Source organism: Bacillus pumilus (assembly GCF_003431975.1).
Lineage (GTDB): Bacteria > Bacillota > Bacilli > Bacillales > Bacillaceae > Bacillus > Bacillus pumilus_N.
Genome location: NZ_CP027116.1, coordinates 785,709 through 810,068, shown reverse-complemented (window position 1 = coordinate 810,068; position 24,360 = coordinate 785,709). Strand labels below are relative to the sequence as shown.

Annotated in this window: 23 protein-coding genes; 8 read left to right on the top strand and 15 right to left on the bottom strand. The window is 42.3% G+C overall.

The genetic code is table 11. The annotated features are described in order from the left end of the window. Positions 1 to 17: 17 nt before the first annotated feature. Positions 18 to 809: a delta-lactam-biosynthetic de-N-acetylase gene (gene pdaA, locus C5695_RS03855; protein ID WP_117729353.1), complete on the bottom strand. Its 792-nt coding sequence runs from the start codon at positions 807 to 809 to the stop codon at positions 18 to 20. A 101-nt stretch (positions 810 to 910) separates the two neighbouring features. After that, positions 911 to 1,102 (bottom strand): SE1561 family protein, encoded by a 192-nt coding sequence (locus tag C5695_RS03850; RefSeq protein WP_117732997.1) that lies wholly within the window; start codon positions 1,100 to 1,102, stop codon positions 911 to 913. Positions 1,103 to 1,248: 146 nt separating this feature from the next. Here C5695_RS03850 and yfkAB point away from each other — a divergent pair, with 146 nt between their 5' ends. From yfkAB to C5695_RS03830, 4 genes are all read left to right on the top strand, one after another. Beyond that, a complete protein-coding gene (gene yfkAB / locus C5695_RS03845; RefSeq protein ID WP_117729351.1) occupies positions 1,249 to 2,370 on the top strand; it encodes a radical SAM/CxCxxxxC motif protein YfkAB in 1,122 nt (373 codons plus the stop codon). A gap of 7 nt (positions 2,371 to 2,377) precedes the next feature. Then, on the top strand, positions 2,378 to 3,214 hold the full coding sequence (locus tag C5695_RS03840) for a mechanosensitive ion channel family protein (protein ID WP_117729348.1): 837 nt from the start codon (positions 2,378 to 2,380) through the stop codon (positions 3,212 to 3,214). A 103-nt stretch (positions 3,215 to 3,317) separates the two neighbouring features. Then, positions 3,318 to 3,719, top strand: a complete 402-nt coding sequence (locus C5695_RS03835; RefSeq protein WP_117729346.1) for a nuclear transport factor 2 family protein — start codon at positions 3,318 to 3,320, stop codon at positions 3,717 to 3,719. A 131-nt stretch (positions 3,720 to 3,850) separates the two neighbouring features. Then, positions 3,851 to 4,570: a YebC/PmpR family DNA-binding transcriptional regulator gene (locus C5695_RS03830; protein WP_117729344.1), complete on the top strand. Its 720-nt coding sequence runs from the start codon at positions 3,851 to 3,853 to the stop codon at positions 4,568 to 4,570. Positions 4,571 to 4,895: 325 nt separating this feature from the next. Here the strand turns inward: C5695_RS03830 and C5695_RS03825 are convergent, their stop codons facing one another. The 3 genes from C5695_RS03825 to C5695_RS03815 form a co-directional block, all read right to left on the bottom strand. Further along, the gene (locus C5695_RS03825) at positions 4,896 to 5,678 is read right to left on the bottom strand and encodes a YfkD famly protein (protein ID WP_117729342.1); all 783 of its coding nucleotides are present in this window, start codon (positions 5,676 to 5,678) and stop codon (positions 4,896 to 4,898) included. Positions 5,679 to 5,744: 66 nt separating this feature from the next. Further along, complete coding sequence (gene cax / locus C5695_RS03820; RefSeq protein WP_117729340.1) at positions 5,745 to 6,809, bottom strand: calcium/proton exchanger; 1,065 nt, start codon at positions 6,807 to 6,809, stop codon at positions 5,745 to 5,747. A gap of 64 nt (positions 6,810 to 6,873) precedes the next feature. Continuing rightward, positions 6,874 to 7,251 carry an OsmC family protein gene (locus C5695_RS03815; RefSeq protein ID WP_117729338.1) on the bottom strand — a complete coding sequence of 126 codons (378 nt, stop codon included), beginning with the start codon at positions 7,249 to 7,251 and terminating at the stop codon, positions 6,874 to 6,876. A 75-nt stretch (positions 7,252 to 7,326) separates the two neighbouring features. On the opposite strand from C5695_RS03815, the gene C5695_RS03810 reads away from it, so the two are divergent. After that, positions 7,327 to 8,490 carry an MFS transporter gene (locus C5695_RS03810; protein WP_117729336.1) on the top strand — a complete coding sequence of 388 codons (1,164 nt, stop codon included), beginning with the start codon at positions 7,327 to 7,329 and terminating at the stop codon, positions 8,488 to 8,490. A gap of 395 nt (positions 8,491 to 8,885) precedes the next feature. On the opposite strand, the gene C5695_RS03805 is transcribed toward C5695_RS03810, so the two are convergent. Genes C5695_RS03805 through C5695_RS03795 form a run of 3 tightly spaced genes read right to left on the bottom strand, consistent with a single transcriptional unit; the run spans position 8,886 to position 10,544 of the window. Then, complete coding sequence (locus C5695_RS03805; RefSeq protein ID WP_117729334.1) at positions 8,886 to 9,704, bottom strand: YihY/virulence factor BrkB family protein; 819 nt, start codon at positions 9,702 to 9,704, stop codon at positions 8,886 to 8,888. A 27-nt stretch (positions 9,705 to 9,731) separates the two neighbouring features. Continuing rightward, entirely contained in the window at positions 9,732 to 10,058 is a 327-nt protein-coding gene (locus tag C5695_RS03800) for a YtxH domain-containing protein (protein WP_117729332.1), read from the bottom strand. Positions 10,059 to 10,073: 15 nt separating this feature from the next. Beyond that, positions 10,074 to 10,544: a low molecular weight protein-tyrosine-phosphatase gene (locus C5695_RS03795; protein ID WP_117729330.1), complete on the bottom strand. Its 471-nt coding sequence runs from the start codon at positions 10,542 to 10,544 to the stop codon at positions 10,074 to 10,076. 174 nt (positions 10,545 to 10,718) lie between these two features. On the opposite strand from C5695_RS03795, the gene C5695_RS03785 reads away from it, so the two are divergent. After that, positions 10,719 to 12,074 (top strand): alanine/glycine:cation symporter family protein, encoded by a 1,356-nt coding sequence (locus C5695_RS03785; RefSeq protein ID WP_117729325.1) that lies wholly within the window; start codon positions 10,719 to 10,721, stop codon positions 12,072 to 12,074. Positions 12,075 to 12,151: 77 nt separating this feature from the next. Further along, positions 12,152 to 12,367 (top strand): DUF1128 domain-containing protein, encoded by a 216-nt coding sequence (locus C5695_RS03780; protein WP_034323493.1) that lies wholly within the window; start codon positions 12,152 to 12,154, stop codon positions 12,365 to 12,367. Positions 12,368 to 12,479: 112 nt separating this feature from the next. Here C5695_RS03780 and C5695_RS03775 read toward each other — a convergent pair whose 3' ends face one another. After that, the gene (locus tag C5695_RS03775; protein WP_117729322.1) at positions 12,480 to 12,998 is read right to left on the bottom strand and encodes a type 1 glutamine amidotransferase domain-containing protein; all 519 of its coding nucleotides are present in this window, start codon (positions 12,996 to 12,998) and stop codon (positions 12,480 to 12,482) included. A gap of 254 nt (positions 12,999 to 13,252) precedes the next feature. On the opposite strand from C5695_RS03775, the gene C5695_RS03770 reads away from it, so the two are divergent. Further along, positions 13,253 to 17,536 (top strand): multifunctional 2',3'-cyclic-nucleotide 2'-phosphodiesterase/3'-nucleotidase/5'-nucleotidase, encoded by a 4,284-nt coding sequence (locus C5695_RS03770; protein ID WP_117729320.1) that lies wholly within the window; start codon positions 13,253 to 13,255, stop codon positions 17,534 to 17,536. Between the two features lie 49 nt (positions 17,537 to 17,585). Here the strand turns inward: C5695_RS03770 and C5695_RS03765 are convergent, their stop codons facing one another. The 6 genes from C5695_RS03765 to C5695_RS03740 all read right to left on the bottom strand — a co-directional run bounded on the left by C5695_RS03765 (position 17,586) and on the right by C5695_RS03740 (position 24,339). Continuing rightward, a complete protein-coding gene (locus C5695_RS03765; protein ID WP_117729318.1) occupies positions 17,586 to 18,020 on the bottom strand; it encodes a terpene synthase in 435 nt (144 codons plus the stop codon). Between the two features lie 76 nt (positions 18,021 to 18,096). After that, positions 18,097 to 18,813: a trehalose operon repressor gene (treR, locus tag C5695_RS03760; RefSeq protein WP_117729316.1), complete on the bottom strand. Its 717-nt coding sequence runs from the start codon at positions 18,811 to 18,813 to the stop codon at positions 18,097 to 18,099. Positions 18,814 to 18,832: 19 nt separating this feature from the next. Next, the gene (gene treC / locus C5695_RS03755) at positions 18,833 to 20,533 is read right to left on the bottom strand and encodes an alpha,alpha-phosphotrehalase (protein WP_117729314.1); all 1,701 of its coding nucleotides are present in this window, start codon (positions 20,531 to 20,533) and stop codon (positions 18,833 to 18,835) included. A 15-nt stretch (positions 20,534 to 20,548) separates the two neighbouring features. Continuing rightward, positions 20,549 to 21,985, bottom strand: a complete 1,437-nt coding sequence (gene treP / locus C5695_RS03750; protein ID WP_117729312.1) for a PTS system trehalose-specific EIIBC component — start codon at positions 21,983 to 21,985, stop codon at positions 20,549 to 20,551. 163 nt (positions 21,986 to 22,148) lie between these two features. Next, positions 22,149 to 22,535, bottom strand: a complete 387-nt coding sequence (locus C5695_RS03745) for a DnaJ family domain-containing protein (RefSeq protein WP_117729310.1) — start codon at positions 22,533 to 22,535, stop codon at positions 22,149 to 22,151. A 79-nt stretch (positions 22,536 to 22,614) separates the two neighbouring features. Beyond that, entirely contained in the window at positions 22,615 to 24,339 is a 1,725-nt protein-coding gene (locus C5695_RS03740) for a methyl-accepting chemotaxis protein (protein WP_117729308.1), read from the bottom strand. Positions 24,340 to 24,360: the final 21 nt, after the last annotated feature.

Sequence of the window (24,360 nt, the reverse complement as noted above, 5' to 3'; positions counted from 1 at the left end):
TTCTGCAAGCTTTTTTTCTATAGCTGAGGGAGATGCCATACTTTTTCAAGCATGAGATCGTCTAGGCTTTTAAAGGAATATCCTTGTTTTTTCAGTGCCGTGATGGCATCATCCAATGCCTCGGCATTGTCCCTTGAGACGGTATGCAGTAAGTAAATGGCACCTGGGTGGGCCTGCTTCATCATTTGATCGTAGGCATACTGTTTTCCTTTTTGATGATGGATATGCCAGTCCACAAACGCCACTGACCAAAAAACGGTTTGGTAGCCAAGCTCTTTTGTTTCCTTCAGCACCCTTTCACTGAATACACCACGAGGCGGACGAAGATAGAGGTTATCTTGTTTTCCTGTGATTTTGTACACGGCTTCATTGACACGATCCAGCTCTTCTTTGACTTCTTTCGTACTCTTAGTTGTTAAATCTGGATGGTGATAGGAATGGTTGCCAATAATATGCCCTTCTTCTGCCATACGTTTAACAAGCTCAGGCTGGTCCTTGACAAAGTGACCTGTCACAAAAAAGGTGGCTGGCACTTGATGTTTTTTCAGCACATTTAAAATCTTCGGCGTGTATCCATTTTCATAGCCATTGTCGAAGGTAAAATATATCTCTTTCTTTTTCGTGTTTCCTAAATAGAAGGCATCATACTTTTTTAAAAGGGCGTTCAGTTCTTTACCAGCATCTGCCGGCTGATGTTCTTTACTTTTCGCAAATCCCCAGTGAACGGGCTGGTTAGACACGGCTTCCGCTTCTGAGAGAGGCATCGATACAAAGAGCGCACATAAACAGATGAGCATGCATTTTTTCATTTACGTCACTTCCCTGTTTTTCTTCTATTGTGCAGAATTAGACCGAGACTCATACACTGAATCACCTGCCAATTTAAAGAAAAAAGCCCGCACTGCGCGAGCTATTCTTCCTTCCAATCGGTTTTAAACCGCTCATATTTCGCTTCTAGGTCATCAATCATCTGGATCAGTCTGTCTATATCCTCAACGTCTGTGGATTCAGGATCTAATGAATCAATCACATTCATAAACATATCTAATCGGTTCTTTAAATAATCAACCTGCTGTTCTTTGTTGTCTACTGCCTTGCCCATAGGTACACTCCCTTTAGCATTTGTTTCTAGCTTATCTTTTTTTCCTTTGTAAATCAATGATGCCCCACTTGCGTATAACGGTGATGGGGCTTAAAATTAACTGTTGGCGGGTCTACGTTTGCCCGAATGAAAAGGAGATAGATACCATGAACCAAAAAACAGCACTTCGTCCGATTACACCTGCATTTGACCCTTGGGAAGCCTATCTCGATGTGCAGGATTACGGAGAGATGAAGCTGACAAATATTGAATTTACAACCACGACGTTGTGTAACATGAGATGTGAGCATTGCGCGGTCGGCTATACTTTGCAGCCTAAAGACCCGAATGCACTGCCGCTTGATTTACTGCTTCGCCGTTTAGATGAAGTTCCGCTTCTGCGCTCAATCAGTATTACAGGCGGAGAGCCGATGCTTTCTCTTAAATCGGTGCGAGAATATGTGGTCCCTTTATTAAAGTATGCCCACGAACGCGGCGTCCGAACACAGATTAATTCAAATTTAACACTTGATTTGGCTCGATATGAAGAGATCATTCCATACTTGGATGTCCTTCACATTTCACATAACTGGGGAACTGTTGAAGAGTTTGCTACGGTCGGCTTTGCAATGATGGACAGAAAGCCAACCTTTGAGCAGCGTGAGAAACTATTTAACCGTATGATTGAAAATAGCCAGGCACTTGTGAAAGCCGGTGTTACCGTATCCGCTGAAACCATGCTCAATAAGCGCACACTTCCATATATGGAACACATCCACCGGCAAATCGTGGAGGAAATGAAATGCCAGCGCCACGAAGTGCATCCGATGTACCCAAGTGATTTTGCCAGCGCCCTTGAATCATTGACGCTTCCGCAAATGCGTGATGCGATTCATCAGCTGCTTGATATTCGTGATCAAGATACATGGATGCTGTTTGGCACATTGCCATTTTATTCTTGCAGCACAGATGAAGAAGACCAGCGCCTCCTCAAGCGATTACGCCAGGAGAAAAATATCACGGTACGAAATGACCCTGACGGTCGCTCACGTTTGAATGTGAATATTTTTGATGGGAATATTATTGTGACAGACTTTGGTGATACACCGCCACTTGGAAACATCGCTAACGATACATTACAATCTGCTTATTCACGCTGGATGGACACAAAATTGGCGAAAGAGCTGAATTGTCATTGCCCAAGCGTACAATGCCTCGGTCCGAATGTTCTTGTGAAAAACAGCTATTATCAAGATGTTGATTTTACTTCTCGTACAGCCAGGGGGTAACCGATAGATGGACGATACTTTTCTAACAATAATCAAGAACAAATACATTGAAATTCTCCTTGTTGGACTCATTCTTTGGCTTGCCGTCTTTATGATTAACAAGGCACTTCAAATTTTCTTTAAGCGAACGGAGTTTATAGAGGACAAGAAGAAGCAAACGATCGAGAGCTTGGTCAAGTCTGTCACGAAATACACTGCTTCGATTTGCTTTGTGTTCTATGTCATCTCTCTCTTCTTTCATGACTTCGGAAAAATTCTTGCGGGTGCTGGTGTTGCTGGGATCGTCATCGGTTTTGGCGCCCAGACGCTGATTCGCGATATTTTAGCAGGGATTTTTCTCATCTATGAACGTCAGATTCATAAAGGGGATTATGTAACAGTGAATAACCTCTTTAATGGAACGATTGAAGAGATTGGTCTCCGCTCTTTGCAAATTAGAGAATGGAGCGGCAAGCTGTTAACCATTTCTAATGGAGACATCCGGCAAATTCAAAACTATAACATACACTACATGCGGATAACGGAATCTGTGTTAATGAGTGTGAATCAAAACCCAGACACAGCCTTTCAAGCACTCGAAACAGCTTGTGACAATCTCAATCAGATGCATCATGATTTTCTCAAAAAAGATGAATTTCAAAACGCCATCGAACCCTTTCAAGTCCATGGTATTATGGGCCTTAACAAGCTGAACCGCGGGATTGAGATTACAGTGAAAGGAATGGTCGAAGACGAAAAATACTTCGATGCTGCCCTCGCTGTCCGAAAAGAAATGATCAAACAACTTCATCAGCATGATGTCAAATTGCTTGAAGATCTCGTTTATCCCCAGACTGCAAAATAACCTCATTCGTGATGGGGTTATTTTTTTTGATTGTTTTTTGTTAACTGGTTAATTATAATGAAATATAGTTAACCAGTTAATATAAAAGAAAGGATGTTGATTCATGACAAAAAAAGAGGCGCTATCATTTATTAAAGAGATGTATGAAGAGGTTTTAATCAAATTCAATATCGAAAAAGTAGAGGCTTATTTTTCACCTGATTATCAGCAAGTAACAGATGGAAAGGTTTCGACACTTGATGAGTTTAAAAAGCATCTATCCACATTAAAAGAAGTGACAAAACAGCTTGAGATCCCCGCTTTTTATGATGTGTTATTTGATGAAGAAACGCAGCAAGGGTGTTTTCGTTACACTGTACATGTGGAACTGGCAAGCGGAGACGAGGGTTTCATTGATGTCATGGCTCTTTTCACGTTATTAGATGACAGGATCATTCGATGTGACGAGCTGACCCGGGCTCATGAAAAACATGAAACGCTTGAACAGCTTGGCCACATCAGCTAACAATTCTCTTCATTTCAGCCCTCTGACTTCTATCCTCTTGACTGATTCATGTATAATAGAAAGCAGAATGATTTCATGCAGCATGGGGACCCTCATACTGTGTATTTTCTAAGTGAAAGAGAGTGAATAGGATGGGTCGTAAGTGGAACAACATTAAAGAAAAGAAAGCATCAAAGGATGCCAGTACAAGTCGTATTTACGCAAAATTCGGGCGTGAAATCTATGTGGCTGCCAAACAAGGTGAGCCAAACCCAGAATCAAACCAAGCACTTCGTTTTGTCCTAGAACGTGCAAAAACATATAGTGTCCCAAAACACATTGTAGACCGTGCCATTGAAAAAGCCAAAGGCGGTGCGGAAGAGAATTTCGATGAGCTGCGCTACGAAGGATTTGGTCCAAACGGGTCGATGGTAATCGTTGATGCCCTCACTAATAACGTGAACCGTACAGCGTCAGATGTTCGTGCGGCCTTCGGGAAAAACGGTGGAAACATGGGCGTAAGCGGCTCTGTTGCCTACATGTTTGACGAAACAGCTGTCATCGGTGTCGAAGGAAAAAGTGAAGAAGAGACGCTTGAGCTTTTAATGGAAGCAGACGTTGATGTACGTGACATCATGGAAGAAGATGAAACAGTGATTGTATACGCTGAACCAGATCAATTCCATCAAGTACAAGAAGCATTCAAACAAGCCGGCGTCGAAGAATTTACTGTCGCTGAAATCACAATGCTTCCTCAAAATGAAGTGACATTAGATGATGAATCTAAAGAACAATTCGAGAAACTAATCGATGTATTAGAAGAGCTTGAAGATGTGCAGCAGGTTTATCATAATGTGGATTTAGGGGAATAAAACAATGAAGCCGTAGTAGAAGTTGTTCGATTTGATCAACTTCTACTACGGCTTTTTTATTTTCCAAAAACATGTAATATATAAATAGAATGACAATTTATACAACTCTTTAAGGAGCTGAGTGATTTATGATCATTCCTATGATTGGGCTAAGTTTTATTTCCAGCAACTTCATGATATTAACAACAATTATCTTCATTCTCTTCATCCCATGGTATTTATATAACATCTTTGACTTTTACAAAAGTGAATTGAAAGGGAAAAAAGATAAATCCAATTAACAAAAAACAGTCATCTCCTCTCTTAATAAGAGGAGATGACTGTTTTAGTTCATCCCTTGAAACCCAAACGTCAGATGATCCTGAACAGGAATCCAAGCGCCGATTCCTTGCGAGGTCACATTTTTTACGACGAGTTTTCGTTTATTTCCTTTTAGTACAAGGTACACTTCTCCGTATGTCACCTTCCCTTTTTCATTAATCGCTGGTGCATAGGCATGAAGCGACGCTGCTTTTTTCGGGGAGACATGGTATGACTGATCTCGTTTTGTTCCTGCGCCAATCACGGTGTCAAAAGCGAGGGGCAGCTTTGTCTTTTGAATGGCTTTTTGCATCATTAATGTTTTTACATCTTCTGGGCTTGGCACCTTTGCTGTGAGCCCGCCGCTCACTTTTACTTGCTGCTTTTGAACGTATTTGCCAATAGCCGTTTTGTTGCCGCCTCTGTTATCAATGTGATTCGTATTTACTTTTTTGTATTCCCAGTTGGCGACCGTTTCGTTTGAATCGTAGCTCAGTGCCCATCTTCCAAGGAAAATGGTCGCCCGGTAACCAACAGCTAATGGCGTCCCTGAAATGCTGGACTCATTCAGCATTTTGATCAAATGGGTATTTTCAATCGGCACATTCGTTGTTTTAAATAATTCGGCTGTCAGCTCGCTCGGCTGGAGCAGCGGTTGATCCTGTGACGCGTTCGGATACGTATTCTCCTTGGAGATACTAGCGACAGAGGAAGGCACTTTAAATGGCTTCGCCGCCTCTAGCGGAGAGCTGTATAGAAAACTTAAGGATAAGAGAACAACAAACATGATGCGGGGCATCTTTTTCATATCATCACTCTTTCTCATTCATTTTCCATAGTATTTTCCGCAAAGACGTCCCTTATCCACAAAAGATTATAAAAGGAAAAATCCAATCGCCATAATGAAATAGGCAGCAAGTAATGTGGCGCCTTCAAACCAATTGGTATCTCCGTCATTTGATAAAATGACTGTGAGTAATACAGCGGATGCCATCGCAATGAGCTCTGGCAAAGAGAAAATGAGCGGCATCTGCTTGTCAAAAAATAGCGAGCTGATGACAAGGATTGGCGCCACCATCATCGCAACTTGAAGCGTAGAGCCAAAAGCAATTTCCACTGCGACATCCATTTTGTTTTTATACGCCATAATGACAGCAGAGGCATGTTCTGCGGCGTTTCCGACAATGGCCACAATAATGACTCCGATAAACAGCTCACTCCAGCCAAATTGTTCTCCCACCGTATCAAATGTATGAACGAGACGCTCTGAAATGTACGCAACGGCAATCGTCGCCAGCAGCAAAATCAAAGTGGCAAACTTACCTGACCATTCAGGTGTTTCTTCCGTCTCCGCTTCCCCGTCCATGCTCTCCTGCTTGGCAACATAGACTCCGCGGTGGCTGACCAGTTTGAAATAGAGCGCTGCAACATAAAGCAAAATCATCACAATGCTAATTCCAATACTTAAAACAAATTGCCTCCCCTCTTCCATCTCCACCGAAAACACTTCTGGGATGACAAACGCCACAATAATGGCAAACATAAGCAAGCCCGAGTTGTGCCTTGCATCGTGGACATTGAACACTTGGCGCTTATATTTTAATCCGCCAACGAAAAAAGACAGCCCGGCTACAAGCAGTAAGTTACCGATGACTGATCCAGTTAAGGACGCAAGTACGATTGCCGTCAGCCCTTGCTTTAATGCAAAAAACGAAATAATTAACTCCACCGCATTTCCAAATGTGGCGTTTAAAAGTCCACCAATTCTAGGTCCCGCTATGATGGCAAGACTTTCTGTAGCTCTTCCCATAAAACTAGCAAGACCAATAATCGCGATGCAATACACAGTAAACATGATGACTTGCGGGAAATGAAGGAAACTCCCAATCACCGAAAGCGGTACACCAATTGCGACAATCACAAGAAACAAACGATTCATACAGCCATTCTCCTTTACATATGTCTGACTGTTATTCTTTCGTGAGTGCCGGCTTCATATACATTTAGATTCGCTCGTGGGAGAAGGTGACTTCAATACTTCCTTTCACGGACTGCACCATCGAACAATGCTTCAAAGCAAGTGTAAGAACTTTATTTATTTGTTCATCAGAAGTACTGATGTGTCCAAAAACGATATGTAAATGAATGCGAGTGATTTTATTTACAGTACCTCCTCTAGTCGTTTCAGGTATGATCGTCAGCCCTTCATAGGATATTCGCTTTTTCTGGCATACATGAATGAGTATTTCTCCAAAGCAGCCTGCAATAGCTGAGGTGAACAATTGATATGGCCTGTACCCAGTTTCTTCTTTCCCTGAGATAGACAGCTGCCTGTCACCTGTACCTGCGATCCACCGTTCAGATTCGTATATTAGTTTCATTCCTTATCCACCTTTCTATTGAAACCCCTATGGTTCCATTGTACGATGAAAATATGAACTTGTAAGGAGCTTCTTATGTCGAGAATTCACTTTATGATTTTAATTTTACTTGTATCCGTATCTGGTTTTTCACAAGGAGCATTACTGCCTGTTATTTCGATTATTTTTGAACATGCCGGCACTTCTCCTACGTTAAACGGACTGCATGCCACTGGCTTATATCTCGGCGTACTGCTTGCGTCTCCTTTTATGGAAGCACCGCTTCGCCGGTTTGGGTTTAAACCGTTAATTGTCATTGGGGGCGCTGCTGTCTTTTTGAGCTTGTTTAGCTTTGTGTTTATAGAATCTTATGTCGTCTGGTTCTTTTTGCGGCTCATGATCGGGATCGGTGATCACATGCTGCATTTCTCTACACAGACGTGGGTAACTTATGCTTCGTCATCGAGAAATCGCGGGCGAAATATTTCATTGTACGGGTTATCCTTTGGACTCGGTTTTGCTGCCGGACCTTTTTTAACACCACTGATTGAGATCAATCCATCGTTGCCTTTTATTGTTTCAGGAGCCGTTAGTTTATGTATTTGGCTGCTTGTTTTCGTGTTGAAAAATACATATCCAGATACAGGAGAAGTGCAGACGTCAGAGCAGACAAATAGTTTGAAGCGCTTTAAGAAAGCCTTTCAATTTGGCTGGGTCGCTTTTATGATGCCGTTTTGCTATGGTTTTTTAGAAACGACACTCAATAGTAACTTTCCTGTATATGCACTTAGAAGCGGGGTGACAGTAGATGCAGTGGCGTTTATTTTACCTGCGTTCGCCATTGGAAGCATTGTCTTTCAGCTGCCTCTCGGGATGCTCAGCGACCGGTTTGGGAGACGCCGCATCATTTTATGTGTCACACTCGTTGGATCATTCTTTTTCCTATTAGCAGGGATTTTTATTCAATCGATTTTGGCTGTGGCGATTTGTTTCTTTATTGCTGGAATGGCTGTAGGCTCAACTTTCTCACTTGGCATCAGCTATATGACCGACTTGTTGCCGAAGCATCTGCTTCCTGCTGGGAATTTGATGTGCGGGATGGCATTTAGCGCAGGGAGTATTCTCGGACCGGTTCTCGGAGGATTCTTTGTGCAAACGTTTGAAGGAATGAATTTACTTTACCTTGTCAGCATCGTCATTTTATTCGTATTTTGCTGCGTTCGGTTCGGTCGGACGAAAGCAGTGGTTGAAAGTCATTAAAATGGAGGGCGACCTTTGTTTACTTACGCTGTCACAAAAGAATTGACTTTGGCATCACTACTATTAGATGATGCAGACACTTTATTGAAACTAATTCAAGAGAACGAGGCTCATTTAGGACAATGGCTTCCATGGGTCCATCAATGCAAAACCATAGTTAAGCGATATAGACGATCGTAAGCTAAAAACTCCCCTGCACCTATTGCAGAGGAGTTTTTTTCATTTAATGATATCCATTTTGCCCGTTCGCACTGCCGCTTGTTTTGTGCTTAGGCTGATGGCCTTTGTTTTGTTTCGTATTGCTTCCGCCTTTTTTCGATTGTTTGGACATATGTGATTTCCCCCATCCATTCAGATTGAACTTGTTCGTTCTTCTTTAGGATGCCCGGATTTCTTTATAGCTTGCCTGGTACGATTTTACGCTTATGTAAAAGCGCATTGAGCTCGCCGCCAAGGATAATCATGATGCCGGTTAAATAAAACCAGATCATTAAAATAATGATTCCTCCAATGCTTCCGTACATCGCACTGTAGTTGGCAAATTCGCCGACGTAAAATGAGAACAGCATGCTGACCAAGATCCATCCAATCGATGCAAAAATGGCGCCTGGCAGAACAAATTTCAATTTCAGCCTGATGTTTGGAGCAAAATAGTACAAGGATGTAAATACAATCAATAAGATCAGCGGACTAATGATCCATCTCATTGCCGTCCATATCGTGAGAAAGGCATCTGACTGCCCGACTAAATTAGAGACAAATAAACCAAGTTCTTTGCCAAAGACAGGAAGCATCAAGGCAAAAATAATGGTCAACACCATCGCGATCGTTAAGATGATCGATGTTAAACGTACGAGAATGAAGGAACGATTCTCCTCAACTTCGTAAGCATGGTTAAATGCTCTGACGACAGCATTAATGCCGTTAGATGCGGACCAGAGGGCGGCAATAATCCCGAACGACAATAACCCGCCATTACGATTATTCAGCGTCTGCTCGGCAATGGATTCAATCATTGAAAGCGCTCCTTCTGGCGCATAACCAGAAATCACATTCAAGACATCCTTTGACGTCAGCGGTAAATACCCAACGAGTGTCAACACGAAGATGAGAAACGGAAATAAAGAAAGCAAGAAAAAATACGCAAGCTCAGCAGATTTTGCCGGTCCTTCATGTAGCAAAAAGCGTTCAATTAACGCTTTAATAAAACCCATACGCCTCATCTCCAATGATCAATCTGTCTATTTCGATTGAAAGTGATCCTTTGTTTCTTCAATAATTTCTAATACCCTTGGGGTTGTTTCCTTTAACTGATTAACCTGCTCATTTAAAAATGACAAATCATCTGAGACTGTTCGCATCAGCTGCTTCGTTTCTTCCATCTTTTCTTTCATGCAAGCCGATATTCTGCCTGGCTCCTGGCGGTATTCATCCAGCTTTTGCTGGCAGTCATTCCATTTGTCTTTAAGTGCAATTCTTGTTGGTCGATGAAATAAAGTGAGCAATGCACCACAAGCTGCTCCTATGACTGCTCCTCGAAGCATGATTTGATTTTTTTTCCATCTCATCTGATCTCCTTTCAGTTAAAGGTCGTTCTCTTTCTTTACATACGTCAAAAATCGGTCAATTCCTGTTTTAATTAATTCATGGACTTCCTCGAAATTCCCGGTGTAATAAGGATCTGGCACATCATCTCGATCGTCGTCTTCTACAAAATCAAGAAGACGGCCAATAAAGTGATGTTTCCCATAGCCGGCTATACTGCGAAGTGCCCCTACATTTTCTGCATCCATCGCAAGGATATAGTCGTATGTGGTGATATCCTTCTCCATGATTTGTCTTGCAGTTATTCCTTCATAGCTGATGCCTTTTTCATCAAGTAGTTTTCGCGTTCCCTCATGTGGAGGATTGCCTTGATGCCAGCCGCCAATGCCTGCTGAGTCAATCACAAAGTGTTCGCTCAGTCCCTCATCTTCTACTCGTTTTCTAAACATCGCCTCTGCCATCGGTGACCTGCAAATATTGCCAAGGCACACAAATAATACATGAATCATTCTTCATTCTCCTCCTATCTTTTCCCTAAGACTCCTTTTTGAAAACCTTGACTTCATCATATCAAGTCCCTTTTCTTTTGGAAACTTTGCAAGAAAAGCTCTCATCGCCATTGACAAAATACACAAAAACAGGAGAAACTTTAGGAGAATTACACAAACAAAGGGGGATATTAGATGGGAATAATTGAGCAGTTTGTCACGACGATGAACAATTTTTTGTGGGGACCTCCCCTGTTGATTTTAATTGTTGGTACTGGAATATACCTCACCTTTCGCGTTCTCTTCATTCAAATTAGATTACTTCCTTATTCTTTAAAGCTCGCTTTTTCAAAACAAGATAAAATGTCAGAAGGAGATATTTCTCATTTCCAAGCATTAATGACGGCTCTTGCCGCAACTGTCGGTACAGGGAATATCGTAGGTGTGGCATCGGCTGTTATAGCGGGTGGTCCTGGAGCAGTATTCTGGATGTGGTTTGCTGCATTTTTCGGGATGGCCACTAAGTTTGCAGAAGCTGTTCTTGCTGTGAAATACAGGGTCAAAAACGAAAAAGGCGAAATGTCTGGTGGACCTATGTATTATTTAGAGCATGGCTTAAAGCAGAAATGGCTGGGGGTGCTATTTGCTGTTTTCGGCGCCAGTGCTGCCTTTGGGATCGGCAACCTGGTACAATCTAATTCCATTTCAGGCGTCATGAATTCCACTTTTCAAATTCCAACATGGGTAACAGGTATCATTATTACGGCTTTTACGGCACTTGTGATTTTAGGTGGAATTAAAAGCATCGGCCGGGTTACATCTATTTTTGTACCCGTTATGGCTTTATTTTACGTCATTTGCGGTCTGATCATTCTTGTTATGAATGCTGATCTTGTTCCAGGCGCAGTACGGCTTATTTTCTCAGATGCCTTTACAGGTCAAGCTGTGGCCGGTGGTGCAATAGGGACTGTCATTCGCTGGGGTGTCGCACGAGGAGTCTTTTCCAATGAAGCAGGACTTGGATCAGCACCAATTGCGGCTGCGGCTGCGAAAACGGATATGCCTGCCCGTCAAGCCCTCGTCTCTATGACGCAAGTGTTTATTGATACAATCATTGTTTGTTCTATCACTGGCATTACCATTGTCATGGCAGATATGTATCTAACAGTGAAAAGTGATGCGCTGACCTCGTTATCCTTTGCTCACTTCCTCGGCCCAGTTGGCTCAACCATTGTGGCAATCGGTCTGCTCTTGTTTGCCTATTCTACCATCATTGGCTGGTCCTATTATGGAGAGAAATGCTTTACATATTTAGCGAAGGATTCGTACGTCATGTATTATCGCATCGTGTTTGTCATAGCTGTCTTTTTCGGTGCCGTGTTTAAAAATGACTTCGTATGGGGCGTAGCAGATATGCTTAATGGACTGATGGCCATCCCAAACTTAATTGGTCTCATCGGTTTATCGGGCGTTGTCGTATTTGAATCAAAACGAATCATTGATAAAATCAAACAGGAGAAAAAAGAGAAAAACATCTCTGTCTCGTCTTAATAGCCCTTTTATTCTTTTGCATTTCTGTTAAAATAGACATGTTATTCGACACATATGCAGGAAAGGACGTGCCGCCCTTGTCAGAGCAAAAAGCGGCTGAAGTCAATCAGCTGATTGAAGACATTTCGCAAAAGTTAAATATGCTGAACATTGGAGTCATCAAAGCCGAAGACTTCAGTCCAGATAAGTACGAAGATATTGAATTTCTTCACCAAATGGTGATGAAAAAATCTTCATTCAGCCCAAGTGAAATGCAAGCCATCGCAAGCGAACTAAAAAGCTTAAGAAAATAATGGTGCATGTGAAAGCTGCTTTGCAGTCTACACGCAGGTTTCCTACATCGTGCACAGAAAAAGTCAGCACCCCTTTAGGTGCTGACTTTTTATATCCTGTCATAACTGCGGTTTATTTCTCAAGCAGTTTTAATGATTCACGGTTAAATGCTGGAATGTCATCAGGTGTACGGCTTGTCACAAGCTGATCCTGACAAACGACGACTTCTTCGTCTTTGAATTTGGCGCCTGCGTTTTCCATATCGACTTGAATGGATGTATACCCAGTTGCTCCTCTGCCTTCAAGCGTCTTCGCTGTAATAAGCAATTGCGGTCCGTGGCAGATTGCAAATACTGGTTTTTTATCATCCATAAATGCTTTTGTGAATTGGACGTAGCGATCATCCGCACGTAAAATATCTGGTGAGAAACCGCCAGGAATGAGAAGCGCATCAAAGTCTTCGGGCTTCACGTGATCAATGGACGCATCCACTTTCACTTCTGCCTCTCCCTGCTTCCCTTTGACTGTTTTTCCTTCTTCATTTTCAATGACTGTGATCTCATGGCCTGCATCTTTAAAGGCTTTTGCAGGCTCGGTGAATTCAACATCCTCAAAGTAATCTGTTAATACAACTGCAATTTTCTTACCCATGTAGAAACCCTCCTGCTTGATTATCGTTTACACTACACAATATACCCGGACTCCTTGAAATCAAACATCCTATCCTTATCAGAAAACCCTTTATGATAAAAATAAGCATTTAGGCTCATTCACATTCTCTTAACAAGGTAATTTGTATGATTTATGTTATCTTTACAATAATCTGCAAAAAATAACTACAAAAGTTAACGAAACATTTCTACAATAGGTATTGTGGACAAAAAAATTAGAAAGGCGGAGATCAGGTGAAGAAGCAAGCACATAGGTCTAAACGAAGGAAAAACCTGTCTATTCTGCTCACTTCCATTATGATGATTAGTCTCATTCTCCCAGCAGTACCTATTCATGCAGAAACAGAAAGCGGCAATGCCGTAAAGGTCAGCATTTTAGCCACAACCGATATTCATGCGAACATGATGAATTATGATTATTACAGCGACAAAGAAACAAATGAATTTGGTTTGGCGAAAACAGCCGAGCTGATTGACAAGCACCGTTCACAAAATCCAAATACACTCCTTGTTGATAATGGAGACCTGATTCAAGGAACCCCTCTTGGAGAATACGTTTACAAACATGAGAAAGACAGCATCATCAATCAAACAAAGGTTCACCCCATTATTCATACACTCAACAAACTAAAATACGATGCAGGAACACTTGGCAATCATGAATTTAACTACGGATTATCCTTTCTTGATGGGACCATTGCGGGCGCTAACTTCCCGATTGTCAATGCGAACGTCAAAAAGTTAAATGGAGAACACCGTTTTACGCCTTATGTGATCCAAGATAAAACCTTTAAAGATGAAAACGGAGCCTCACAAACTGTAAAAGTTGGTTACATAGGATTCGTTCCACCACAAATCATGACGTGGGATAAGAAGCATTTAGATGGACAAGTTCAAGTGCAGGACATCGTCGAATCTGCTAATGAAACCATTCCTGAAATGAAGGCAAAAGGCGCGGATGTCATTGTCGCTCTTGCCCATACAGGAATTGAAAAAACCGCTTCACCTAAAGGATCAGAAAATATGATCTTTGACCTTGCTACAAAAACAAAAGGCATCGATGCCATTGTGTCCGGCCACCAGCACGGCTCATTCCCAAGTGCTGAATATAGCGGTGTCGACAAATTCAATGTCTCAAAAGGGACCATCAACGGCATCCCAGTCGTCATGTCAAAAAACTGGGGCAGCTACCTTGGAGTCATTGATTTAACATTAGAGCCTGACGGCAGCAACTGGAAGGTCACAGACGGAACCGGAAAAATAGAATCTGTTACTGGCGTGTCATCTCAAAACAGCACAGTGAAAGATGCCATTCAAACTACGCACCAAAACACACTTGATTACGTGAGAAAGCCTGTTGGCAAAACAGAAGCAGATATTAATAGCTTTTTTGCACAAGTGATGGATGACCCTTCCATTCAAGTCGTCACAGATGCACAAAAATGGTATGCACAAGAAAAAATGAAGGATACCTCTTACAAAAACTTGCCGATTCTATCTGCAGGTGCGCCGTTTAAAGCCGGCGGACGAAACGGTGTGAATTATTATACAAATATCGGAAAAGGGGATTTAGCGATTAAGAATATCGGCGATCTCTACCTTTACGATAACACTGTGCAGATTGTGAAACTGAAAGGCAGTGAAGTAAAAGACTGGTTAGAGATGTCTGCCGGACAATTTCATCAGATCAAACCAAACGATTCAAAAGAGCAGCCGATTTTAAACGAGGAATACCGCTCGTATAATTTTGATGTGATTGATGGCGTGACATACCAAGTCGATGTGACGCAGCCTGCTAAATACAGCACAACAGGCACAATTGTCAACGCCAATGCAAACCGCATCAAAAACCTGTCTTACAACGGGAAACCAGTCTCTGACAATCAAGAATTTTTAGTCGTAACGAATAACTATCGTGCTTCTGGCGGCGGAGGCTTCCCGCACCTGACGCAAGATAAAGTCGTACTTGCTTCAGCAGATGAGAACCGTCAAGTGCTGATGGATTATATTATCGAACAAAAGACGATCAACCCAAGCGCCGATCAAAACTGGTCCATCGCACCGGTAAAGGGCGCAACCTTAACATTTGAATCTTCTCTTTTAGCCAAACCATTTGCAGAGAAATCAAGCAGCGTAGACTTTGTTCGTAACGCAAGCACAAATGGTCTTGGTGTGTACAAGCTAGCCTTTAAAGAGGATGGCACAACAGAACCGCCTGCATCAGACAACTGGAATTTAACAGTGATGCATACGAACGATACACACGCACACCTTGATGATGCGGCAAGGCGCGCAACAAAGATCAAGGAAGTCCGTGCTGAAAGTAAGAACAATATATTATTAGACGCTGGTGATGTCTTCTCTGGTGATCTATATTTCACAAAATGGCAAGGACTTGCCGATTTGAAATTAATGAATTTAATGAAATACGATGCCATGACATTTGGTAATCATGAATTTGATAAAGGTCCCTCTGTCCTTCGTCAATTCCTAACAGGCGATGCGTCAAATGTTGATGCGAAAAACCGTCATCAATTTGAAAAACCTCAATTCCCGATTGTGTCATCAAACGTGGATGTCTCGAAGGAAAAACAATTGAGCGACTTAGTAAAAAAACCAGCCTCATTTAAAGCTGGAGAGAAAAAAGAAGCCGGGATTTACCCTTACATCCTGCTCGATGTAAACGGTGAAAAGGTGGCCGTATTCGGCTTAACCACTGAAGATACAGCCATTACATCCAGCAGCGGCCCTAACGTTCAATTTAAAGATGCTTACAAGAAAGCAAAAGAAACAGTCAACACCATTCAAACAGAAGAAAAAATCAATAAAATCATTGCGTTAACTCACATTGGCTATAACCGTGATCTTGAGCTCGCTCAAAAAGTCGATGGGATTGATTTAATCATTGGCGGTCACACGCACACCCTTGTTGAAAAATTAAAGGTCGTCAATAAACAAGAACCTACGATCGTCGCTCAAGTGAAAGACTACGGACAATTTTTAGGGAAAGTAGACGTGTCCTTTGACAAAAAAGGAGTCGTACAGCCAAAAGAATCCTCTTTTGACCTAATCCCCATCGATGACTCTGTCAAAGAAGATGCGGATGCTAAAGCGATCCTTGATGGGTACAAAGCAGATATTCAAGATTTAAAGACAGAAAAAGTTGGCCATACAGATGTCCTTTTAGACGGTCAACGTGAGCACGTCCGCGCGAAGGAAACGAATCTTGGAAACTTTATTGCGGACGGCATGCTGCAGAAAGCGCAAGAATCTGCCGGTGCTGACCTTGCCATTACAAACGGTGGCGGTATTCGTGGAAGTATCGAAAAAGGTGATATCACTTTAGGTGATATTTTAACGGTCATGCCTTTCGGAAATACACTTTATGTCGCAGATTTAAAAGGCAGTCAAATTAAAAAAGCACTCGAGCAGGGGCTGTCAGGCATTGAGGAAGGCGGAGGCGCATTCCCACATGTCGCTGGCATTGAATATACGTTTACACTCAGTAAACCAGCTGGCAGCAGACTGATTGATGTGAAACTGAAAGACCAAAAAGGTCAATTGACAGACCTTGATGATGAGAAAACATACCGCGTGGCGACGAACGCATTTGTTGGCACAGGTGGGGATGGCTACAGCGTCTTTACAGAAGCGTCTCATGGTGAAGATTTAGGCTATGTTGATTATGAAATCTTCAAAGAGCAAATTGAAAAGGCAGACGGTCAAATTTCCCCTGTCATCGATCACAGGGTGAAAGAAGTGTTCCTTCCTCGCATGAAAGGCAAGGGCGCTTATGACATTCAAGATGACGAGAAATTCCAAACGTATGTGCAGCATACAAACAAAGCATTGCTCTATTTAGACAAAGCAAGCGAAGCGAAAAACGTTCAATTGTCTCTATCAAAAGCGCAAGTAGCCGAGCTAAAGAAGAGAGAGCAAGATCCAAACGTCACCATCTATCATGACAAAGTGGGTCTCACATTGCCGCTCTCCAATCTATCAGACACAAGTGCAGATATTGGAATGACAAAGACGGATAAGGTGAAAAACGCATTAACAGATACGTATGATTTCCAAATCAAACAAGACGAGAAAAAGGTTTCTACCTTTAAAGACCCTGTCACACTATCCTTTACACTAGACGAGCCTCAAAAGGCGAAAAAACCTGGTGTATATTATGTAGATCGCAAGAAGAATCGTTACGCCAAAACAAGTAACGGATCGTTCGAAAACGGTGTCGTATCAGGTCAAACTGAGCACTTCAGTGAATACACCGTCCTCAACCAGAGTGTTGCAGCTGGAACAACCCCAGATCAAACTGGTGGAGACGGCGGAACAACAGCACCAGGCGGAGGCACAGATCCAAACCAAGATGGAACCGGCCTCCCAGGCGGCACACTGCCGAATACAGCCACAATGATGTATACAGCTGTACTCATCGGTGTGCTCATGCTCGCTGCTGGCGGTATCCTTTATTACTACCAGCGTAAGCGCACAAGAAAAAATGTATCATCTTAAAGGAAAAGGACAGGGCCTATGCTCTGTCCTCTTTTCTTGGAATAAGTTATTAATCTTGAGATAAATAGATCCAATTGCGGTCGTCGAATTTTTTTACATCATCTGATCCTATATGACGAAGCATTCTATTAAAGAACGTGATGTCATTTTCATCATCGACATCATATAAATCCTTTAAAACATAATCTCTCGTAATAAAATTCGTTAAGTTCGTATTATTTACTAAATCAGCAAAAAAACTTTTTACCATCATTAAATCTGCTTCACTTAATTTTTCATCATTGATTATGGAAATATGAAACACATTCAAAATCGCTTGAATGTCTTCTTCATCCATATAACATAACGGCTCTAATTTTCTATCTTCTGCCGTAAACGGTTTTCGCGTATCTTCAATGATGACATAACATAAAATCCTGTGATCTTTCATCACGCTAAAAATTTCTACATCTCTTAACTTTAATGGTCTATTCAGTCTGATCATTTGTCCTCCTAGAATGTTGCTCTAATTGTTCCCCTCGTTTCCCTAAAACCTGAAATAGACAGAGCCTCGGCCCTGTCTACTTCTCTCTTCTAGCAAAATCCACGAACCTGAAACGATCTAGCCGGTGGCGGCTTTCTGTGTATTGGAATAGACTCGTATCCTCCAAGAACACATAATTCTTCACCACCACCACATGATCAAACCCGTCCAAATCGAGATACTTCTCATCTTCTTCTGTACATGGCTCGACCACAAATTCCTTTTGTGCGTAGCTGATTGATACACCAAGCTCTCCTTCAATATACTCGTAGATGGATCCTTCGCATATGTCCTTCGATAAGACCGGTACATGCTTTTGCAAAAAGTAATCCTTATCTAAAATCACTTCTTCTCCGCTAATATTGCGAGAGCGAATGACTTCCCAAACATCCTCCTGCCCGCTTATTTTCAGCTGAGACTGAATAGACTGATCCGGTTTGATTAAACCAAATTCGTGAACTGTCGTGACTGTCTTTCGGCCAAGCGTTTGGGAAAGCTCTTTAAAGCTGACAAGACCTGAGACTGGGAATTGCATTTTCTCACGATTGAGCAAGACAGAGCCTTTCCCGCGGATTTTTTGGATATAGCCATTTTGCACAAGGATATTCAATGCCTTTCTCACCGTCTCACGGGACGTGTCGTACATCAAGGACAGCTCATGCTCTGATGGCAGAATGCCTTTATCCTGCCATTCACCTTGTTCAATTCGTCTTGCGAGCTGATCATAAATCACTCGAAACTTATTCTCTTTCATTTTCCCTCCGCCCCATTTTCTAGCGTTTGGTTAAATGATAAACGATTGACTCATATGGACGCAACGTAAATCCCTTCACATCTGCCGGCACATCCTCATAATTGGATAACAGCACTTGCCCCTCCATCTCATCTACAGCTTGCACAAGATCATCAGGAAGCGTAAAATCCGCCTCCCCAGCATAAAAGTGATTGATCACAAGCAGCTTCTCCTCATCACTTTCTCTCACATAAGCAAAAATCTTTGGATCTTCTACTAACAGTAAAGTGAAGCTTCCATATGTGATCACGTCAAGTTCTTTACGCAGCCTGCAAAGGGCTTGATAATGATAGAAAATAGACGTCCGGTCTTTTAGTGATGCTTCCACTGAAATATCATTGTTGGCTGGCTCAATCCAAGGTGTTCCTTTTGAGAAACCTGCATTTTTTTCTGAGGTCCACTGCATAGGTGTTCGTGCATTATCTCTTGACTTGGCCTGTAAAATGGCGAGTGCGTCTTCCTTTGATTTCCCTTTTTCAAGCATGGCTTCATACATATTGAGTGATTCAATATCACGGTAAGACGAGATGTCCTCAAATTGAGGATTCTTCATGCCAATCTCTTCCCCTTGATAAATATATGGCGTCCCTTGCATGAGATGAATGGTGGTCGCCAGCATCTTCGCTGATTGCTGATGATACGTACCATCATCACCGTATCTTGAGACGATACGCGGCTGATCATGATTGCACCAGAAGAGCGCATTCCAGCCACCGCCCTCATGCATTTTCGTCTGCCACTCAGATAGAATCGACTTCAATTCCTGAAAATCAAATGGTGCGAGTGCCCATTTTTCTCCATTTGGATAATCGACCTTTAAATGATGGAAGTTAAACGTCATATCCAGTTCCTGCCGATCCGGTCTTGTATACCGAATGCAGTCTGCGATATTCGTTGAAGACATTTCCCCAACTGTCATGCTGTCATATTTCGAAAAAACCTCTTGGTTCATTTCGTGCAGGAACTCATGAATTCTTGGACCATCTGTATAATACATTCGGCCGTCGCCCTGTACAGATTGACCAGCGTCATCTAAGAAACGTTGATCCTTTGAAATGTTGTTGATGACATCCAGCCGGAATCCATCAATTCCTTTTTCAAACCAAAAGTGCATGATGTCATATACTTGCCTGCGCACCTCATCCTTCTCCCAATTGAGATCCGCTTGGGTGACATCGTATAAATGAAGATAATACTCTCCCGCTGCTTCATCTAGCTCCCATGCTGGACCGCCGAATTTTGACTGCCAATCATTCGGCGGAGAGCCATCCGCTTTAGGCTCCTTCCAAATATAATAGTCTCGATAAGGGTTATCCTTTGACTTGCGTGAGAATTGAAACCACTCATGGAAAATGGATGTATGATTGACGGCTAAATCCATGATGACTCGTATGCCTCGATCATGCGCTTCCTTCAGCATGTGTTCAAAATCTGCCATTGTGCCGTACATGTCATGGATTTTTGTATAATCACTAATATCATAACCGTTGTCATGCTGCGGGGACTCATACATTGGCGTGAGCCAAATACAATCCGCCCCCAACTCTTTGATATAATCGAGCTTTTTTGTCACGCCATTGATATCGCCTGTACCAGAGCCTGTTGTATCTAAAAAGCTCTTCGGATAAATTTGGTAAACCACCGCTTTTTTCCACCACGGTTCGTTCGTTTGTTGTTTCAATTTCCTCCACCACCACTAGTTAAGTTCTTGTGAAACATCTTTTTTCTTTTTCAGCTTTGCATACAAAAGGGTGCCGATGAATGGGACGATGAGTACAATGACCATCCCTATCGCAAATGCGCCCCAATATTTCGGGATAATAGAGAAGATTCCAGGAATGCCTCCAACACCAACTGAGCTTGCCAGCACCCCTTGAGAGGCGATAAACATACCGGCTAAACCAGAGCTAATGAGCGCAAAAATAAATGGGAATCGATAGCGCAAATTGACACCAAACATCGCTGGCTCGGTAATTCCTAAGTAAGCGGAAATACTTGATGTGAGCGAGAGACCTTTTTGCTTTTCATCTTTCAATACAAACATCATCGCAAGTGCGGCTGATCCTTGTGCAATATTAGACAGTGCGAGCATCGGCCATAGAAACGTGCCATGCAGTTTTGAATTAATTAATTGAATATCAACAGCGAGGAAAGTATGGTGCATCCCTGTAATCACTAACGCTGCATACAAACCGCCATATAATAGACCGCCTAGTGCTGCGAACTGCTGGAATACAGCGACAAGTCCAGATGTTAACACGTTACCGATTGCAAATGTAATAGGTCCGATGACGATAAAGGATAAAAAGCCAATGACTAATAACGTAATCGGTGCAACCACTAATAGCTGAATGCTTTCAGGTGTTCGTTTTGTAATAAACAATTCGAGCTTCGCTAATAAATACGAGGCAACGAGTATCGGAAGGACCTGTCCTTGATAGCCTACCTTTTGCACTTCAAGTCCAAACAAATTCCAGACAGGAATCTCACCGGACTTTTCAGCCGCTCCATAGCCCCACGCATTTAATAAATCTGGATGTACGAGCATGAGTCCAAGGACCATCCCTAAAAGCGGATTTCCCCCAAACCGCTTCACGGCTGACCAGCCGATTAATGCGGGCAGGAATGTGAAGGCAGTGCCTGCAATCAAGTTGATCATATTCGCTAAATCTGCCCATGCCGGATACACATCTACAATCGATTTTTGATCAAAGAAAATATCAGGAGCAGTTAAAATATTATTAATCCCCATTAATAAACCGGCGGTGACGATGGCAGGAAGAATCGGAATAAAAATATCCGCAAGCGTTTTCACAGCACGCTGCAATGGATTTAATTTTTGATCAGAGGCACGCTTCACGTCCTCTTTTGTGGCTTCCCCAATCCCTGTCTGTTTCACCATTTCGGCATATATCCGATTGACGACCCCTTGGCCGATCACCACTTGGTATTGACCGTTCGCTGAGAAAGATCCCTTTACTTCTTCTATTTGTTCAAGTGCTTTCTCATCAACCTTTCCTTCATCCTTCAGCACAAAGCGCAGCCTTGTCACACAATGTGTCGCTTGATCAATATTTTCTTTGCCGCCGATGGCTTTCACAATCTGATCTGCTGCTGCCTGGTATTCAGCCATGCTATCCCCTCCGAGATCGTTTTTTATAAGAAAAAAGAACCAAAAACTTGTATATACATGTTTGATTCTTATTTTATATTTGTATATACATGTAGTCAACAACAAAATGTAGCGCTTTCATAAAAAAAGCCCCCTCAATGTGCTCAGGAGAGGCTTCGTGTCATCATCTTTTTTTATGCTCCGTTAATTTTTCGTAGACCCTGTTTTTATAAAAGGAGGAGGCTGGACGGGCAAAAGTTTGGCGCTTAGATGTGAGTTCATCCAGTCGTTTTTGTTTTTCTTCACATATGAGAGAAAGTCTCTTTCTTTCCTCTCCATCTATACTTGCATGAAGTAACTCTTTGACGGTCATAAGCTCTTTTTTTAGTGCCGTTTCTTCCCCAGCAAAGCCAGCATTTTTCATCATCCGGTAGCCCATTCTTAGTTCTTCAGGCACATGAGCAGCGTCATCTTTAGGCAGAGGTTTGCCAAAGCCAGATAATCCTTCAAAAGCCCCGTTATCCATCGCTTTTTTGATCCGTTCTTCTGATAATCTCTGCGCAAAATCCATGGCGTTTCTCCTTTCGCCTGCAACAATTTGTTTAAGCATAGCAAAAAAGCTGACTCTCTCACAAGAGTCAGCTTTCTCGTTATTTATTGTCGATTTTGAAGGTAGAAACCATATGTGCTAAGTCCTCTGACATATCAGAGAGTTGTTCAATCGCACTTGAAATTTGCTGCATGCCAGCACTTTGCTGTTCTGTTGCTGCCGCTACTTCTTGGGAGCTGGCCGCATGTTCTTCTGATACAACCGAAATTTGTTCAATTGATGTAGAAATCGTTTGATATGCTCGTTCTACTTGCTTAATAGAAGCAAGTAAATTGTTCGTTCTTGTTGCAAACTGAGACACGCCGTCGTAAATCACAGCGAAGTTTTGTGACGTGCCTTCCATTTGCTCACGTCCCTCTTCCACTGCTTTACCACTTTCCTCTACACTTTCAAGAACGCGCTGACTGTTTTCCTGTGTGCCGATAACGAGGTCTGAAACGGTTTTAGCTGCATCTGCTGATTGCTCTGCTAATTTACGCACCTCATCTGCCACAACCGCAAACCCTTTTCCTTCTTCTCCAACACGTGCCGCTTCAATTGAAGCATTCAGTGCAAGAAGATTCGTTTGCGCTGAAATGTCCGTAATAATCGAGATGACACTTTCAATCTCCGTTGAATGGGATTGTAATTCTTCTGCTGCCTGCTTTGAGTTGGTCATCTTGTCATGTAGCATATTCAGATGATCGAGCACATGATTCACTAGTTTTTGCCCAGATTCTGATTGCTCTTGTACGTCAGATGAAACAGATTTCATTTCATCAACTTCTTTTGTGACGCCTTCGATTTGAGTATCGATCTCTGCAACAGATGTCGTACAATCGTTAATATTTGCGACAGAATCATTGATTCCTTCACTCATATTCGTCATGGCTTCTGACACTTGCTGCGCACTTTGACTTGATTCGGTCGTCACCGTACGAAGCTGTGAAGACATTTTCGACACTTCACTAGATGAGTGTGAGATTTTCGAAATGAGCTCTTTAATCCGTCCCTGCATCTTTTGGAAGGATGCGGCAAGTTGACCGATCTCATCTTTACTTTCAATCTCTACCATACCGGTTAAATCCCCATCTGCAATTCGGTTCGCTGATTCCATCAACGAACGAGCTGGTTTCGCAATTCGTCTTCCCATGAAGTATGAGAAGAGTAATCCACCGATAAGCACAATGGCAGATGCCACTGTGATATAGATCATCAATTTCTGCGTTGTTTGAGGCACGACAGAGGCATCTAAATCAATGCCTAAAATCCCCGTCAGCTCACCACCTGAATCCTTGATTGGCAAAAAGACCGATTTATGTGTACCAAATGAATCTTTGTAAATATCACTTTTGACCATTTTATCTTCAGAGAGCGCTTGTTTCATCTCTTCTGAAAAAGCATAATCTTGATCAAAATCATTTTCTTCCCCGGTTAATATAATAATTCTTTCTTTGCCGCCTTTATTAGATAGCACGTATAAGTTCTCAAGCGTATGATCTTCTTGAAGCTCTGTGAATTTCTTTTTGACCTCCACATAAAGGGGATCATCTTTCCCGCTCATACCAAGGACGTTTCCATCCATATTATCGATCTCTTTCTTCGCTGTATCAATATCTGTTGTTAATCGATAATCAAATTGTTTTAATAACTGGGATGATAAATCCTGGCTGACTAGATAAAATGTTAGAACGAATAGTGCCACGGTTGCGAGTAATGTTACGACAACGACTGACATGATTTTAGAGGATATCGTGTATCCTCCAAATTTCCTTTGTTTCGCCATTTTTTCCTACATCTCCACTCT

What these genes read in the sequence shown, in the direction of transcription:
- C5695_RS03765 (WP_117729318.1), bottom strand. Translation starts at nt 18,020, where the DNA reads ATGATCAGACTGAATAGACCATTAAAGTTAAGAGATGTAGAAATTTTT.
- treR (WP_117729316.1), bottom strand. Translation starts at nt 18,813, where the DNA reads ATGAAAGAGAATAAGTTTCGAGTGATTTATGATCAGCTCGCAAGACGA.
- C5695_RS03840 (WP_117729348.1), top strand. Translation starts at nt 2,378, where the DNA reads ATGGACGATACTTTTCTAACAATAATCAAGAACAAATACATTGAAATT.
- C5695_RS03745 (WP_117729310.1), bottom strand. Translation starts at nt 22,535, where the DNA reads ATGGATTTTGCGCAGAGATTATCAGAAGAACGGATCAAAAAAGCGATG.
- C5695_RS03850 (WP_117732997.1), bottom strand. Translation starts at nt 1,102, where the DNA reads ATGGGCAAGGCAGTAGACAACAAAGAACAGCAGGTTGATTATTTAAAG.
- C5695_RS03805 (WP_117729334.1), bottom strand. Translation starts at nt 9,704, where the DNA reads ATGGGTTTTATTAAAGCGTTAATTGAACGCTTTTTGCTACATGAAGGA.
- C5695_RS03835 (WP_117729346.1), top strand. Translation starts at nt 3,318, where the DNA reads ATGACAAAAAAAGAGGCGCTATCATTTATTAAAGAGATGTATGAAGAG.
- C5695_RS03775 (WP_117729322.1), bottom strand. Translation starts at nt 12,998, where the DNA reads ATGGGTAAGAAAATTGCAGTTGTATTAACAGATTACTTTGAGGATGTT.
- C5695_RS03815 (WP_117729338.1), bottom strand. Translation starts at nt 7,251, where the DNA reads ATGAAACTAATATACGAATCTGAACGGTGGATCGCAGGTACAGGTGAC.
- C5695_RS03800 (WP_117729332.1), bottom strand. Translation starts at nt 10,058, where the DNA reads ATGAGATGGAAAAAAAATCAAATCATGCTTCGAGGAGCAGTCATAGGA.
- C5695_RS03825 (WP_117729342.1), bottom strand. Translation starts at nt 5,678, where the DNA reads ATGAAAAAGATGCCCCGCATCATGTTTGTTGTTCTCTTATCCTTAAGT.
- treP (WP_117729312.1), bottom strand. Translation starts at nt 21,985, where the DNA reads ATGGCTGAATACCAGGCAGCAGCAGATCAGATTGTGAAAGCCATCGGC.
- C5695_RS03810 (WP_117729336.1), top strand. Translation starts at nt 7,327, where the DNA reads ATGTCGAGAATTCACTTTATGATTTTAATTTTACTTGTATCCGTATCT.
- C5695_RS03740 (WP_117729308.1), bottom strand. Translation starts at nt 24,339, where the DNA reads ATGGCGAAACAAAGGAAATTTGGAGGATACACGATATCCTCTAAAATC.
- pdaA (WP_117729353.1), bottom strand. Translation starts at nt 809, where the DNA reads ATGAAAAAATGCATGCTCATCTGTTTATGTGCGCTCTTTGTATCGATG.
- yfkAB (WP_117729351.1), top strand. Translation starts at nt 1,249, where the DNA reads ATGAACCAAAAAACAGCACTTCGTCCGATTACACCTGCATTTGACCCT.
- cax (WP_117729340.1), bottom strand. Translation starts at nt 6,809, where the DNA reads ATGAATCGTTTGTTTCTTGTGATTGTCGCAATTGGTGTACCGCTTTCG.
- C5695_RS03795 (WP_117729330.1), bottom strand. Translation starts at nt 10,544, where the DNA reads ATGATTCATGTATTATTTGTGTGCCTTGGCAATATTTGCAGGTCACCG.
- C5695_RS03785 (WP_117729325.1), top strand. Translation starts at nt 10,719, where the DNA reads ATGGGAATAATTGAGCAGTTTGTCACGACGATGAACAATTTTTTGTGG.
- C5695_RS03830 (WP_117729344.1), top strand. Translation starts at nt 3,851, where the DNA reads ATGGGTCGTAAGTGGAACAACATTAAAGAAAAGAAAGCATCAAAGGAT.